General features: G+C 60.5%; 14 protein-coding genes and 1 tRNA gene. 5 read left to right on the top strand and 10 right to left on the bottom strand.

What is annotated here, in order from left to right:
• Positions 1–63: 63 nt before the first annotated feature.
• From O3S85_RS07235 to O3S85_RS07225, 3 genes are all read right to left on the bottom strand, one after another.
• Complete coding sequence (locus O3S85_RS07235) at positions 64–1,401, bottom strand: hypothetical protein (protein ID WP_269539220.1); 1,338 nt, start codon at positions 1,399–1,401, stop codon at positions 64–66.
• A gap of 65 nt (positions 1,402–1,466) precedes the next feature.
• On the bottom strand, positions 1,467–2,360 hold the full coding sequence (locus O3S85_RS07230) for a rhomboid family intramembrane serine protease (RefSeq protein ID WP_269539218.1): 894 nt from the start codon (positions 2,358–2,360) through the stop codon (positions 1,467–1,469).
• Between the two features lie 158 nt (positions 2,361–2,518).
• The gene (locus O3S85_RS07225) at positions 2,519–3,259 is read right to left on the bottom strand and encodes an FkbM family methyltransferase (RefSeq protein WP_269539216.1); all 741 of its coding nucleotides are present in this window, start codon (positions 3,257–3,259) and stop codon (positions 2,519–2,521) included.
• Between the two features lie 152 nt (positions 3,260–3,411).
• On the opposite strand from O3S85_RS07225, the gene O3S85_RS07220 reads away from it, so the two are divergent.
• From O3S85_RS07220 to trxA, 3 genes are all read left to right on the top strand, one after another.
• A tRNA-Arg gene (locus O3S85_RS07220) sits at positions 3,412–3,486 on the top strand.
• 219 nt (positions 3,487–3,705) lie between these two features.
• The gene (locus tag O3S85_RS07215) at positions 3,706–4,323 is read left to right on the top strand and encodes a hypothetical protein (RefSeq protein WP_269539214.1); all 618 of its coding nucleotides are present in this window, start codon (positions 3,706–3,708) and stop codon (positions 4,321–4,323) included.
• Positions 4,324–4,387: 64 nt separating this feature from the next.
• The gene (gene trxA / locus O3S85_RS07210) at positions 4,388–4,783 is read left to right on the top strand and encodes a thioredoxin (protein WP_269539212.1); all 396 of its coding nucleotides are present in this window, start codon (positions 4,388–4,390) and stop codon (positions 4,781–4,783) included.
• Between the two features lie 434 nt (positions 4,784–5,217).
• On the opposite strand, the gene O3S85_RS07205 is transcribed toward trxA, so the two are convergent.
• The 4 genes from O3S85_RS07205 to O3S85_RS07190 are packed head-to-tail and all read right to left on the bottom strand — an operon-like array spanning position 5,218 to position 8,249.
• Positions 5,218–6,666, bottom strand: a complete 1,449-nt coding sequence (locus tag O3S85_RS07205; protein ID WP_269539210.1) for a hypothetical protein — start codon at positions 6,664–6,666, stop codon at positions 5,218–5,220.
• Between the two features lie 12 nt (positions 6,667–6,678).
• Positions 6,679–7,098: a phosphoribosyl-AMP cyclohydrolase gene (locus tag O3S85_RS07200; protein ID WP_269539208.1), complete on the bottom strand. Its 420-nt coding sequence runs from the start codon at positions 7,096–7,098 to the stop codon at positions 6,679–6,681.
• Positions 7,095–7,448 (bottom strand): DUF4870 domain-containing protein, encoded by a 354-nt coding sequence (locus O3S85_RS07195; protein ID WP_269539207.1) that lies wholly within the window; start codon positions 7,446–7,448, stop codon positions 7,095–7,097. The genes O3S85_RS07200 and O3S85_RS07195 overlap by 4 nt, the downstream gene beginning before the upstream one ends.
• Before the next feature lie 18 nt (positions 7,449–7,466).
• Positions 7,467–8,249 (bottom strand): substrate-binding periplasmic protein, encoded by a 783-nt coding sequence (locus O3S85_RS07190; protein ID WP_269539206.1) that lies wholly within the window; start codon positions 8,247–8,249, stop codon positions 7,467–7,469.
• 100 nt (positions 8,250–8,349) lie between these two features.
• On the opposite strand from O3S85_RS07190, the gene O3S85_RS07185 reads away from it, so the two are divergent.
• Together O3S85_RS07185 and O3S85_RS07180 are read left to right on the top strand one after the other, a co-directional pair.
• A complete protein-coding gene (locus tag O3S85_RS07185) occupies positions 8,350–8,760 on the top strand; it encodes an OsmC family protein (protein ID WP_269539204.1) in 411 nt (136 codons plus the stop codon).
• Between the two features lie 168 nt (positions 8,761–8,928).
• Positions 8,929–11,850, top strand: coding sequence for a PD-(D/E)XK nuclease family protein (locus O3S85_RS07180; protein ID WP_269539203.1), 2,922 nt, complete (start codon positions 8,929–8,931; stop codon positions 11,848–11,850).
• A 110-nt stretch (positions 11,851–11,960) separates the two neighbouring features.
• On the opposite strand, the gene O3S85_RS07175 is transcribed toward O3S85_RS07180, so the two are convergent.
• Genes O3S85_RS07175 through O3S85_RS07165 form a run of 3 tightly spaced genes read right to left on the bottom strand, consistent with a single transcriptional unit; the run spans position 11,961 to position 14,097 of the window.
• Entirely contained in the window at positions 11,961–13,049 is a 1,089-nt protein-coding gene (locus O3S85_RS07175; protein ID WP_269539202.1) for a C1 family peptidase, read from the bottom strand.
• On the bottom strand, positions 13,049–13,396 hold the full coding sequence (locus O3S85_RS07170; protein WP_269539201.1) for a hypothetical protein: 348 nt from the start codon (positions 13,394–13,396) through the stop codon (positions 13,049–13,051). Before O3S85_RS07170 ends, O3S85_RS07175 begins: the two co-directional genes overlap by 1 nt.
• A gap of 5 nt (positions 13,397–13,401) precedes the next feature.
• Positions 13,402–14,097, bottom strand: a complete 696-nt coding sequence (locus O3S85_RS07165) for an HAD family hydrolase (RefSeq protein WP_269539200.1) — start codon at positions 14,095–14,097, stop codon at positions 13,402–13,404.
• Positions 14,098–14,114 lie beyond the last annotated feature (17 nt).

Below are 14,114 nucleotides of genomic sequence, written 5' to 3'. Positions count from 1 at the left end.
GGGCAGGTTGCAATTACCTGTCCGCGTAGTCAAGCGAAAGAGAATGTGATGGGCTGCGACAATTTAGCGCCCCCAGCGTCCCCAGCCGCGATAGCCACCCTCACGGACAGGCTGTTCGCGGAATTGCTGCTTCTTGTCGTCGGAGTAATCGGAGTCGGCGAGGTAGGCCTCGAAGGCTTCGTTGTCCTGTTCGCGGAGCATGGGGAGGATCATGCTTTCCAGGCGGTCGCGGGATTGCTCGTTGCTGATGGAGTTGGCCCAGGTGAGGGCGGTGGCCGGATCGTCCTGAGCGGCGCGCATGGAAAAGATGCCCACGGCGCGGTCCAGCTCGGGCGTTTGCGGCAGAGAGTTGAGCCAGTTGGCGGCGGCCTCCATGTCGTAGCGTGTCCAGTTGGCGACGAGAGACGTGGCCAGTCGGGCCTGGTCGGTCGTTTCCGGGTCGAGGCTGCTCAGCCACTCGGCTGCGGCGGCGGGGTCGTCATCGGCCCAGGCGCTGAGCAGTTCGCGCTGCATGTCGCCGTATGCGGGGTCGTCAATCATGCTATCGACAAAGGCTTTGGCGGCGAGCGGGTCCACATCGGCCCATTCGTCCACGAGGTCTTCCAGTGCCTGGTTGCGGGCATTGCCGGGCTCGAGGGCGAGGGTCATTTCGAGCGCTTGGTTGATCTGGTTCTGCTCGACCATGATCTCAATGACTTCGTCCAGCGCGTCGCTCTTGATGCGGCGGTCGCCTACGGTTTCTTCGGGCAGGCCCTGGACAAACTGAAAGGCGGACTGCGGGCTGCTCTGGGCGTAGCCCTGCACGATGTCATTCAAATAGTCGCCATACATGCGGGCCGACAGCTCGGAGCCGTTCTGGTTGAGCCAGTTGATGGCCGATACCGGGTCGTTGGCGGCCCAGCCTTCGAGCACCTGGCCGATGCCGCGGCTGCGCATTTCCATCGATGTCAGTGAATCGGCGTAGGCGAGGGCGTTGGTCGGGTCGAGCATGCCCCAGCGCTCCAGCATGGAATAGACGAGCATGTTGCGCTCGCGCCCAGCGGGCATGGCAAGGACTTCGTTGAGCGCGTCTTGCAATTGGCTGGCGCTCATGCCCATGGCGTCGACGTTGGCCTGCATCCAGGAGGTGCGGCTAAAGTCGCCACTGCGCAATGCGGTGAAGCCGGCCAGCGATTGCTCCTGCGCTTCTTTTTCGATTTCCGCAATCAGGCCTGCGGCGGCTTCCTCATCGATGGCGATCAGCGCGCCGTCTTTGTCGACCATTTTGGCATTGGCGGATTTCTGGCTGGCGGAGGTGGCGGCGGATGGTTCAGCTTCCTCGGAGGTGCTTTGACCAACGAAATAAGCGGCAGCGAGACTTCCAATCCATAGCGCTGCAAAGAGTGACAACTTGGAGTTCATAACGTACGGGAAACCAGTGTTAGCAGATTTAGTTGCGGGATAATCGGTATTATCGCCGAAAAAGACTATTTTTTCAACAAATCTCCCGCATCATCCAGCACCTTTTTCTCCTCATCATTGAGGGACTGGAAGCCTTCCTTGTTGATCTTGTCCAAAATGCGGTCCACCTCGAGGCGCAGGTCTTTGCGGTTGGTGAGGTTGACCTTGAACTTCCCCGTCGAGGCGCGGGTGCGCTTTTTGGTCCATTTGGCCGGTTCAATGCTGACCTTTTTAGCCACGGACTCGAAAATCGGCGTCGGTCGCTGCAGCATCCGGTAAAACAGGTATCCCGCCAGCGCCCCGCCCAAGTGCGCGGAAAAAGCAATGCTGGAGTCTCGCAGCATTGGGGTGAACCCGAGCAGCAGGGCCAACTCGACAAACACGAAGCCCAGGACTTCGATGCCCAGCAACACGTAGATCAAGGATCTGGTGCGGAATGAAACCGGCAGCACAAAGAACAACAGGAATTCGATCTTTTCTCGTGGCCAAATAAGCAGCATGGCCATGAGCAAGCCAGACGTTCCTGCGGAGAAGCCGATTACGGGTATCTCGCGAACGACCGATGAACCCAGCACCGTGTGGAGCACAAGCCATACTAATCCCCCTAGAAAAACTGAGCCGAGGATTAGGTGGAGGTAACGCTTTGGGGCCAGTTCACGCGATAGCCAGCGTCCAGCCAGAAAGAAAATGAGGCCGTTATAGAAGAAATGCGACAAGTCGCGGTGCATCAGGCTGTAGGTGAAAATCGTCCACACTTTGCCTTGGCCGACGTTAGCCGGAGAGAGCGCAAACCACTCATACAGAAAGCCGGCCATATTCAGCCATACGCCGAGCATGTTTTGGATCAGAAAAGCGCCTACGAAGATCCAGAAGGACCACCAAAAGTAGTCCACATGACGAATGGGCGCCCGATCCCGCATGTATGGCCGGTCATATAACATCGCTAAGCTAAGACTATCTGCAAACCTGCTTGTTCATTAAAACTGTCATTTCAGTTTATTGAGGCAATGGTTATTTTAAATCGCAAGCCGATGCGGCTTTTTAGAGCTTAAATACACGGCCCGCTGGGATTTGTGTGTCAGGCCTTACCCCGCAATCGCTTCAGGCCAATGCGCAGCTTGCGGAAGGGCATGCTCAGGTGAAATTTGCGAATATACTCAAAGCGGCTGATTGGGTTTTCCAATGTGAAATCGCTGAAGTCGGCGGGCACATACCAGTTGTTGGAGCCCAGGCGGTGAACAAACCTGTAGCCTTTGCCGACCAGAAAACGATGCCGCCCGAGGTCTTCCAAGTGGTCTTCGATCAAGATCAGCTTGGGCCGGTATTTGGCGAAATCAAACCCCTGCATTGCTGGCACTTCCAGGCCCTCGATATCGATCGACATGAAGTCAATGGCACCCACCTTGGCTTCGGCCAGCACGTCATTGATCGTTCGTAAGGCGATCTCCTCGTAGCAGTGATTGTCATTTTCGACGCGCTCGGTAACCACCTCGGCCATCACGTGGCCGCCGAGCTCGCGTGGAGGGATCTTCATGTAGGCCTGGCCGACGCCCTCCGGGCTGGTGACAGCGCAGCGGAAAGCCTGGCTGCCGGGGCGCTGCGCCACGAGCAACTCGTAGCACTCGCGCTGAGGCTCGATCAGCACACCGGTCCAGCCCTGTTGCTCCAGCAAATACGTTTGGCTGAGGAGGGTGGGGTGGTTGGCACCGATCTCCAGGAACACGCCCTTGGCCTGGTGCCCGAAGAAGTCCCATACGAGCCGGTCCTCGCCCCATTGGGCATAGGACTGGTTGGTGTTGGTGTCATGATTCAGGCTCATCGTGCGAGGTGGGTGACGGATAAACAGCCAAGGATTAGGCATGCGCCCTCCAGCGTAAAGCATTTTGCGCCGCGGTTGAACATCGCCATCGCCCTCGCACAAATGCCTTGTCAACCCCACTCGAACCGCTCAAGTTTATCGCCTTTGATTTTGCTCCCGTAGTTCAATGGATAGAACAACGGTTTCCGGTACCGTCGATCTGGGTTCGACTCCCGGCGGGAGTACCATCTGGCCCGTGTTGGGGGATGGGTTAAGGGGGCGAAGATTTGGCCGATAACGTATTATCGGCAATCGCTTGGGTGCGCTACTTGCTTTGTAAATAGTTTTTAAATATTTACCGGTAGTCGCTGTTAGGGTCATACGGCCTTGACGCGGATTGCATTTTGCACAACGTATATTTTCTGACCTCTTCGAATAGCACTGAGTAACACCCTATTGTCTGAATTGTGAGTAGCAAAGTCACACTGAGCGATCTGCGTGAGCGGATGATTCAACAGTCGTTGAAAGACATGTGGTGGTTGGCCCGTAATGGCGTTACCTACCGCAGCCCGATGAGTCTGCAGGCGATCGAGCTCACCTTGAAAAAGAACCCGCAGGGCGACTACCAGGTCTGCCACGTGCGTGATGACGGCGAGGACGAGAATTGCTGGTTCGAGCTGGGTGCTGCTGCCGCGCCGGTGCGCAAGGTGGAGAGCCGCGGCAATACCACGATTTTTCGCGCCGCTGCCCCCGGGCCGAAGACGCCAATGGCCTTTAAGAAGCCGGAGTCGCCCTCGCCATTTCCCGCCGAACCGGTCGAAAAGCCTTCAATCGCCAAGACGCAAAAAAGCGTTTCCGAGCGCATGGACGAGATGGAGGAGATTTTGCTTCGCCTGGAGTCCAAGGTGGACAAATTACTTTCTGCCAATGACCTCATTGCTCAGTTGGAGCAGCGTGAGCGCTACCTCCGCGAAGCCGAGGAAATGGTGGCCGAGAAGGCCAATGCGCTGGAAAACGAGCGCCACGAGCTCGAGCAGGAGCGCGACGAGCTGGAGCAGCGCAAATTCCGCACGGGCTCGGCCTAAAGCCGCAGAAATTTAGGGGCGACGGGAATTGCCTCAGCGCCATTACTGTGATTTGGTTTGAGCCATGGGTAAAGCGGTTCTCATTTTCTGCGCGATTTTGGCGTTCCTGTTCATGGCGACGAAAAAGCGGTCCGATGGTGGCTCGGATGCGAGCAGCCACTCGGAAAACATCATCCAGGGCAGCTTTGAGCAGGCGGTGCAAAACAAGGAGACGGTGCTCGTCGATTTCTGGGCCCCGTGGTGTGGCCCGTGCAAGACGATGAACCCCGTATTGGCCAACATCGCGGACGACTACAGTGGCGAGGTCGCGGTGTATAAGGTCAACGTTGATGACGCGCCCGCGCTTGCCCAGAAATACAACATCCGCAGCATCCCGGCTTTCCTCATCTTTAAAAACGGCAAGTTGGTCGGCCAGGAAGTCGGTGTCGTGCCGGAGTCCCGCCTGACGCGGCACTTCTAGAGCCGTTCGGTCAACGAGCAGCATCACCGGCGTGCAAAAGCGCATGTTCAGGTGCTTGTGGCGGAAAGGAAAGGTTCTGGTTTCAGCCTCTAAACACTGACTTTCCTGCCAGTAGCTCAGGCCAGCTTGTTCAAGCTGCGACGGCCGTCGTAGGGAAGAATGTCGCCCGGAAGTTAACCCAAGACACGCCCGAGAGTCAGGGAGAGTTACGAGCGTGTTTCGTCCTAACAGTCGCCCTTAAGTCGGCTGAAGCGTCGGTGACGCTCCATGGAAGTGTCGGCGACACTTCGAGCAACAGTCGGCGACGCTGGCTTGTTCAGTCGTCGATGCTTAATGCGCTCTGGTGACGGCTACGGGCCGACTTTTCATCCTGAAAGTGTGGCAGAAATAGTGGTCCATGGCGATGAAAAATGACTCAATCGGTGTGGGGCGGATCAGCGCGCTTCCAACTTGTTTTCGATCAGCTTGAGCATCGCCTCGGCACGTGATTTGCCCTTGATGCTGAGCGGGAAGCGCACCTTGGAGCCGTTGCGCTTGAGGGCGATGATGTCGTAGAAATGGACGTCGCCCGAGCTCATGTTGGACTTGGTGTCGAGGCTGCTTATTTCGTCGATTGAGACGCGGGAATGCTTGGTGATACCGAAAAAGCGGCGCTCGGACTCCAGTCGGTCAGGGAAGACCTTGAGCCGGAGCGAGGTCAGCAGCGAGCCGCCGCAGGCCAGGGTGACGAGCACGCCGAACAGCGCCAGGAACACTGGGAAAATCTTGGGCATGTTGCTGTTCCAGGCGAAGTAGGTGCCCACGAGCATGCCCACGCCGATCAGTGTCGGCACAAACAGAAACAGGAAATTCCGGCCCATGCGCGTTTCGATCAGGGTGGCTCCAGAGAGGTCGTCGCGCACGGTGATGCCAGCCTTTCGCCAGTCCACGGTCGGCAAGGGTGCGGCGGGCTCGCTGGCGCGGACGGCTTTGGCGTCGAAGTTGGGGTCGCTCTGGTCGGTTTTAAAGACGGGCACGCGAAAGCTCGACTCGTAGTCGACGCCGGGCATGTCGGCCTTTACCTTGAGCTCCCAGCGAACTTCGGTGCGGTTATCTACGTGGCCGGGGGGCTGGGTGTTGTAGGGGATGTTGAACAGCACGGGAATCGCGCTCTGGCTGGGATCGTCGGCCCAGGCGTCTTCCTTCACCCACTGCTCGCTCTCCCAGATGACGGTCGTGTGGGTGGAGCGGTTTTTGCCGCTGCCAGTGGTGACGATTTTTTCGTTGCGCAGGCTGACGAGGAAGCCCTTCTCGGGGGCGACGTTTACCTTGGTCAGCACAACGCCGCCGAGGCTCCCGCCGATGACGCCCGGGACGACGGCCATCTCAAAAGTCGACGAGCCAAACTTCCGCCAGCGAATCAGTTGGTAAATGGCGGCCCACGCCAGCCCCAGGCCGACGAGGGGAAACAGCGGCACGACCCATTTGGCCGCCTCCTCTGCATCGGAGCCTTCGCTGAAGACGCCGATGGTCGCCGTCCACGCAATGGCGTTCCAGAAAATCGCAACGCCCAGCAGGAAGAAAAACGCGCCCTTGTTGCTATCGACAATGCGTCCCTCGGCCCAGTCCTTTTGTTGCATCCAGGGGGCGTCGGGATGCTCGGCGGCGAGCGCGGCCGTGCGTTTACCGGCGACCAGTGTATACACTCCGCCCGCCATGATGCCGCCACCGACGAGGGTGAAAATGCCGCCCACGATGTAGGCGACAGTGGGCGAATCGTTGCCGGAGGTGTTACCCTGCGCGGTCTGCACGATGGCAAAGACGCCCATCGCGGCAAAGAACCCGCCAAAGAGAAACAGGAAAATCGCGCCGGCCAGATTGTTGGATTTGGGTGAGGCGCTCATGGTGCGGAAGGGTTACGCTTTGCCAGGCACAAAGCTCAGGCTGCCGTCGGTTTCGATCTTGCGATAGTAGCAGCCGCTGCGCGCCTTGCCGTCGCCTCCCTTGGTGTGGCAGGAGCCCGTACCCTGCGGCTCGACGAGATACAGGATGCTGTTCTGCTCGCAGTTGACGCGGACTTCGACCAGCTTGAGCGTGTCGCCGGAGGTCTTTCCCTTGATCCACAGCTCGTTGCGCGAGGTGGACCAAAATGTCGCCAAGCCCTCGGCCAGCGCGGTGTCCAGCGCCTTTTGGTTGGCGTAGCCGACGATGAGCAGCTCACCCGAATGGGCGTCTTGGGCCACGGCGGGCAGCACGTCTTCGCCACAGTTGGCGACTTTCTTTAGCTTCGTAAAGTCGAGCTTGAGCTCGGTTCCTTCTTCCAGTTCGCGACTCATTTTAAGAAACGGATCGTTATCGGGTATTGATAGAATTCGCCGTTGTTGGCCTTGATCGTGGCGATGATCACGCAGACGATGTTAACGATGGCCAGAATGGGCACTAAGACCAGCCCGACGGCCACAATGATGAGAATCGCGGAGATGGCCATGTAGATGAACATGGAAATCTGAAAATTCAGCGACTCCTTGCCGTGGCGGTCCACGCCGGGCATCTCATCTTTTTTGATCAGCCAGACAATCAGCGGCCCGAGGATGCTGCCGAGGTTGACGGTAAATAATCCTAGCAATGCGGAAAGATGGCAAAACATCTCCCACGTGCGTTCGTCTTTACTGGCAGCTTCAGGCATGGCGTATCGGTGTTTGGGTTAGCGTGGCAGCCAGCGGTTGAGCACCGTTTGCAGGCGGCCGTCGTTTTCAAAAGTAAAGAGCGCCTTGGCGACCTGGTCTTGCAGCTTGCGGTCGTCTTTGCGCATGGCCCAGGCGAGGTATTCAATGGTCAGGTTGATGTTGATCGGGGCAACTTGCTCCATCTCGCGCTTGCCACCCAGCCAAAGGATGACCGGCGAGTCATAGACGAAGATGTCGGAGTCGCCCTTGACGACGGCGTCCACCGCGGAGTCCGGCGTGTCAAACTCCTGCACATCGGCGTTCTTGAAATTCTTCTTCACGAAGTCCGCGCCCGTGGTTTCGGGAATCACGCCCACCTTGCTGGTGGTGTCGAGCAGGCTGCGCAGCGAGGTAAAGCGCGCGCGCTCGCCTTTGCGGACGAGGGACATTTGGCCGAAATTCAGGTAGGGCGGGGAGAAGGCGACTGCTTCCTCGCGCTCGCGGGTCACGGTCATGCCGCTCATGATAATGTCGGTCTTGCCCTCTTCGAGCGCCTTGAACTGCTCGTCCCACGCGACGTCAACAAAGACCACCGGGCGGCCCAGCTCGCGACCAAGGAGGTTGGCGAGGTCGATCTCGACACCCTGGTATTCGCCGCCGGACTTAAAGACGAGTGGCGGGCTGTCGGGCGTCACGCCGACCTTGAGCGGCTCCTTTTTAAAGGGGCTAGGCGGCATGGCTTTTTCCTCCTGTGCGAAGGCGTGGCCCAGTTGCAGGAATACGGCAAAACCCAGTAAGGCGATCAGTTTAAGTAGACGCATATTGGCCAAGCATTGGTAAAATTCCGCCGCGCGGCAATAGGAGAATGCAATCTTCTGCTTTCGATTTGCGCACCGGAGTATTCCGCCTCAAGATCGCCTCATGGTAGAGATCACCGCGACTTACGAAGGCAATTTGCGCACCATCGCCACGCACGGCCCCTCGGGCGTCCAGCTGACCACCGATGCGCCGGTGGACAACCAAGGCAAGGGCGAATCCTTTTCCCCGACTGACCTTTGCGCCACGGCGCTAATTAGCTGCATGGCGACGATCATGGGCATCAAGGCGAACAGCCTGGGCATCGACCTGACGGGCATGAAGCTGAGCGTGGCCAAGCACATGTCCAAGGACCCGCCCCGCCGCATCTCCGCCCTGCCGGTAGAAATCCACGCGCCGGCCTCCGTCTCCGCCGACCACCGTGCCTCGCTGGAGCGCGCCTGCCGCGCCTGCCCGGTCTTCCAAAGCCTGCACCCGGCCATCGACAAGACCCTGCACTTTCATTGGGACGTGTAGACCAATCGACCATCCTTCAAACTGGAGGGCGACGCTCTGTCGTCGCCACCCATTGCAACAAACTACGCTAACCTTCAGCGACGCGAAGCGATCTTTCTATCTTGATTGTTCCAAGGGGTGGCGACGACAGAGCGTTGCCCTCCAGTAAAGTAACGCACTTCCCACCGCATGCCTCGCCTAATCTTCTACCGTGACCCAGACGCCGCTTGGCGGCGGACGCTGTTGCCGTGGTTTCGGGTGTGGCCGCGTGAGGCGTGGCGGCAGGCGTTGCCGGTGGTGTTTCTCGCGCCGGACAGCTCGACCATCGCCTGGGTGAAGCATCGCCTCGTGCAGGCTGGCGTGCCCGCGCTGGGGATCGAGTTTTTCACCCCCGGTGGCCTGCGCGCGTTGCTCAGGCAGCAACTGGAGGCCAAGCCGCTGGCCCTGCGCGAAGACCTGCGCCTGCTGATGGAGCTCGCTGCAGGCGATTTGCCGGACAACCTCGTGGCCCAGGCCACAGCACGCGAACCGGGCGATTTCCTGCGGCAAGTGGACCGCCTGGAAGCCGCTGGTTGGGACGCCAGTGTCCTGCAGATCGAAGAGGCCCGCGCGCTGGCGGAGCGCTTTAAACAAGTGCTGGACGAGTCTGGCCTGCAAACGTCGGCCTCGGCGGATCGCGCGCTCGTGGCCGGTGCTCAGCGCCCCGTGATGGCGCAGGTGATGGCCTACGGCTTTGGCGCAGGGCACGGCGGCAGCCTGACTCTGCTGCGCGCGCTGCCGCAGCTGGCGCATTCCGCGGCCTACTGTTTACCCGTCAATGGCGACCAGCGGGACGAGCTTATCTGGCGCTCCACGCTCGAACAACTGGGCGACTCCGATGAAATGGCACCCGGTGATCCGCACCCGTTGGCGGACCTCGCGACCGCTGTCGAATTTCACCAGCAAGTCGAGTCCGCGGAGGCACCGTTTATCGCCGCGATCGCACCGGATATCAATTGCGAAGCCCGCGTCATCGAAAACGAAATCCACCGCTGGCGCGCGAAGCTGGCTGCCGGTGAACGGATCGGCGTGGTCTTTGCGCAAGACGGTCTGCCGCTGGCGCGCGCCGTGGCCCGGCGTTTGAACGAGGCCGGCATCGCGCATCAGGACGAGATCGGGCATTTGCCGGGGCAGCGACCGGGGCAGATTTTGGTGGAGGCCTGGCGACGCTACCAGGAGCTGGCCGACGCCGATAGCGCCCGTGGCTTGGTCCGCGAATTGCGCCGCGCGGGCAGGCTGACCGCCGACGAAGAACGCGCCGTTTGGCAGGCTTTGGAGCATGCGTTTAGCCAGGCGATGGTGACGGATGTTGCCGTGCTGCGCGCGTTGCTGCCGTCCCACCGGCACGGCGAGGCGGCGGCCCGCGTGCTCGACCAATGGCCGCTCCTGCCGGAGCAGGCGACCTTTGCCGAGTTTACCGAAAAGTGCCTGCCCGTGCTCAAGCTGCTGCGCTGGCCGGAGCGGCTCGATGCCTGGGAGCACCGTGCGGGCGCGTTGGTGGAGAACCTGAAACGACCGCTCAAGCGCGCGCAGTATCTGCGCTGGCTGGCGGAAGTGGTACGCATTCCCGGGCGGACGCGGTCCGCGTTTGGGCGTGAGGCCTTTGCGCCAATTGTTTTAACGACTGTCGAACGCGCTGCCGCGCAATCCTGGGAGTATCTGGTGTTTGCCGGGCTCAACCGCGGTGACTGGCCCGCCGAACAAAGCGACAGTCTGCTGCTCGACGCCAAGCTCTGCGGCCGCCTGAACCAGCGTGCCAGCATGGACAGCCCGGTGGGACAGGGGCAGCAATGCCTGCGCCCGGGCATAAGCTGGCTGCCGACCAGCCTCGACGAGCGCCGCCGCTTCACCGACTCTTGCCTGAGCCTGCTGCGCAACGTGCGGACCACGGCGCTCTTCACCGCACATCGCGACAACCCCGCCGACCCCGGGCGCGAGCAGGACTTGGCCGACTGGCTGGTCCGCCTCTTTCACGCCCGCTTTGGCGAGATTCCGGGCGATGGCGAGCTGCACGCCGCCAGCCAGGCGCTTGCGGCGACCTTTGCCGAAAAGCCTTCTAGGGAGGTCTTTCCCGACATTACCGGCACGTTCGTTTGGCGGCGAAACATCAGCGAGCCATTCGATGAATTTTCGTTTGGCTTTGGTGAAGAGTTTAGCGAACCGCTGACCCTGCCCAGCAAGGCCTGGGAAAACGCCATTACGCGGCCGGCCAGCGCCTGGCTGGAAAACATCCTGCGCGTGAAGCCGCTGAAGGAGCTGCAGGAGGACGACCCGCGCAGCCTCGCGGTCGGCATATGGGCGCATAGTTGGGTACAGCCGCCGGAGTCGATTCGCGCCTTTCGCGGCAAGCCCGAGGCGGAGGATTGGACGCTCGACATCCAGCGGCAGGCGCAGGCTGTTTTTTTCCGGATCACCGACGCCTTTCGCGCGGCGAAGCGCGAGCTGCCGGATTGGTGGCGGCTCGATTGGTCGATTGCCCGCAGCCATGCGCTGCGCTTTGCCGCCTCGCTGGAGGCGCTGGATTGGCAGTCGATCCGCACCGAGTGGCCGCTCCCCGGCGAGCCGCTCAACCTGCCCGGCCACGCGCTCGATGGGCTGGTGTTGACGGGCCGCATCGACGTCGTGCTTAGCAACGAAAGCGCGGACACGCTAAATGACTTTCCCGAAGGTGCCTGGCCGACGATGGCGCGCGCCTGGGTGATCGATTTTAAGACCGGCAGCGACGCCAAGCTCACGCCCGGTCAGTTAAAGAAGGGGAGCGGCATCCAGATTGCCCTATACGCTCTGGCGATGAACGCGCTGGGCAGCGAGCAGGTTTGCACGACTTTGCTCAAGCCGGGTGACGCCATCGAGTCGCAGATGTCGCTGGAGAAAATCCGCGACCTCGGCGAGCCGTGGGAAGTGATTCGTCGGATGGCGACCACGGGCCAAATCGGTCTCCGCGGTGCCCAGCGTGACGACTTCCGCTTTGTCGGCGACTACCCGCTGGCCCACCTCGCGATCGACCCGGGCGTGCTCGAAGAAAAGTGGGCGCTGACCTTTGGCGGCGAGGCAATGGGTGAAGAGTTTTAACTGGAAATTGGTAGGGACGCACCTCCGGGGCGTCCGCTGCGTCACATTGGGTCAACGAATTGAAACACGGACGCCCCGGAGGTGCGTCCCTACCTTAGATTTTCTGCCGATCACTCAAAAGCCGGGTCCATCACGTAGGCGGTGGAGAGGTGCTCTTCTAAATAATCGCCTGTTATCCAGCCGTAGCCGCCGCTGCCCCAGAGCGGGCCCCAGGAGTTCTTGAAGACGAAGCGCAGGTTTTCGCCGCCCTCATCTGAGCGGTAGCCAACCAGGGTCACCGCGTGCATGCTGACGGGGTTTTGGCCGGAAATCATTGGCGCGGAGCGGAGGGTGTTTTCGTGCGGCCAGGCGACGCCGATCACCACTGGCAGCCCCGCGTTGAGCGTATGAATGATGCGGTTGACGGATGCCGCTCCGTCGCGGGAGTCGATACGCAGGGCGCTCAGCTGCACGCGGTCCTGGGCTTGCTGAAGCAGCTCGGGCTCCGGTGGCTCGATGCGCTCCATGCCGGTGCCGAAGGTATTGGGCACGTCCTCGCGGTCGGCGAGGCCGTATTTAGCGAGGGCGCTGATGACGTCGATCAGGGCAAAGCCGGCATCGCCCTCAGCGTAGGCGGCGGACCGGCCACGTGGGCTTTCCGCCAGGTATTGGCGAGTGGCCCAGATGGCGTAGTCTTCGGAAAACTGCGTCGGCTTGCCCTCCTTGGAAGCCTGATACTCCAGCGCGCCAACGATGGCAAAAATCGAGCAACTCGGGCGTCGGCCCTGGCTCTTGGAAAACAGGCCGAGCTCGCGCAACTCGGGGCGCAGGTCGACCTCGGGGCGGATTTCGGCCGGTTGGCGAAAGGCCTGCTTGAGCTGCGCCATGGAGTCGCGGGCGTCTGTGGAACTGGTGCCCGCTTGCTCGGCTTGCGCGGCCTTTTGGCGGGCGAGGGCGGCGGCCTGTTCGGCATCGGCGCGTTGTTCGTCAGCCGCGGCGGCTTCGGGGTCGTAGCCGAAGTGCTTTTGTGCCTCGGGGGGCAGATCGCTGAGAAGCACCTGGCTGATGCCTTGGCTGTGCAATATGATGACCGCGCGCGGCGTCACTTCCTTCACCCGGACATTGCGGTAAACCTGATCGCCAATCCGCCAGTCGACCGCATGGGCCGTCAGGGCGGCAAACAAGAGCACGATGGCCCAAATGAGGCCGGTGTGGTTCATTAGCTAACGCTGGCAGAGGGTTCCGCGCTCAGTGTTGAGCCGTTCCCGAAAGGCGATTTTTGATAAGCGGCGCGATATAGGAAAACCGGAATCACAAAGATGGGGGCAAAGAACACGCCTAAAAACCAGATCAGTGAATCTTTCTCCAAATAGCGCCATATCAGGTAAATGCTGACGAAAAAACCACTCAGCGTCACCAAGCCCCCCAGCATGAGCAAAAAGCTGAGCACAGCGTATAGAGCTGTCGGCATGCCGCTGACTTGATTGTGATCGGAGAGGTAAAGCACGAGTATCGCCAGTGCTTGCAGGAGCAGGCTGGCTAAATACACCATGAAGTATTTTTTCATGGGCCTTAGGTCGACAGCTCGGCGGCGCGGGCGTTTTTCAGCTCGCGGACGACATCATGCAGCGACTCGTAAATGAAGTTGGCCATCGAGCGGGTGACGGCGTTGGGGGCCTGCAAATCGGGGATCATGATCGTCACGCAGTTGGCCTTGCGGGCGGCGATGACGCCCGGGGGCGAGTCTTCGAGGGCCAGGCAGTTCTCGGGCTCGATGTCGATCAGCTTGGCGGCGGCGAGATAGATATCGGGCTCGGGCTTACCGTGCTCGACCTGGTCACCGCTGACGATGCCGACCACGCGGTCCAGCAAGCTGACGGAGCGCAGCTTGATCATGGCCAGCTCATGGTGGGTGGAGGTGGCCACGGCCATGGGAAACCCAAGGGACTCGATGTAGTCAAACATCTCCAACACGCCGGGGCGCAGCGGGATGCCCTCCTCCTCAATCTGCATGTAATAGTAGTGGCGGGCACCCTCGATAATGGCGGCGCTGGGCGCGGTGGGCCCAAGCTGTTCGCGCAGCACGCGTTGACTGGCGTCGGAGCGCAGGCCGATCATTTGATCGTAAATTTCGTCCTCCAGAACGATGCCATGGCGGGCAGCGCTGCGCTGGTAGGCTTTCTTAAAGAGGCGCTCGGTATCGAGCAACAGGCCATCCATGTCGAAGATGACTCCGCGAACGTTCGCCAATTGTAGCATGGATGGCATGGGACGCTATATTGGGG

It is taken from the genome of Cerasicoccus sp. TK19100 (genome assembly GCF_027257155.1).
Classification (GTDB): domain Bacteria; phylum Verrucomicrobiota; class Verrucomicrobiia; order Opitutales; family Cerasicoccaceae; genus Cerasicoccus; species Cerasicoccus fimbriatus.
The sequence above is the reverse complement of the archived record's forward strand: the minus strand, read 5'-3'. Positions and strand labels throughout refer to the sequence as shown.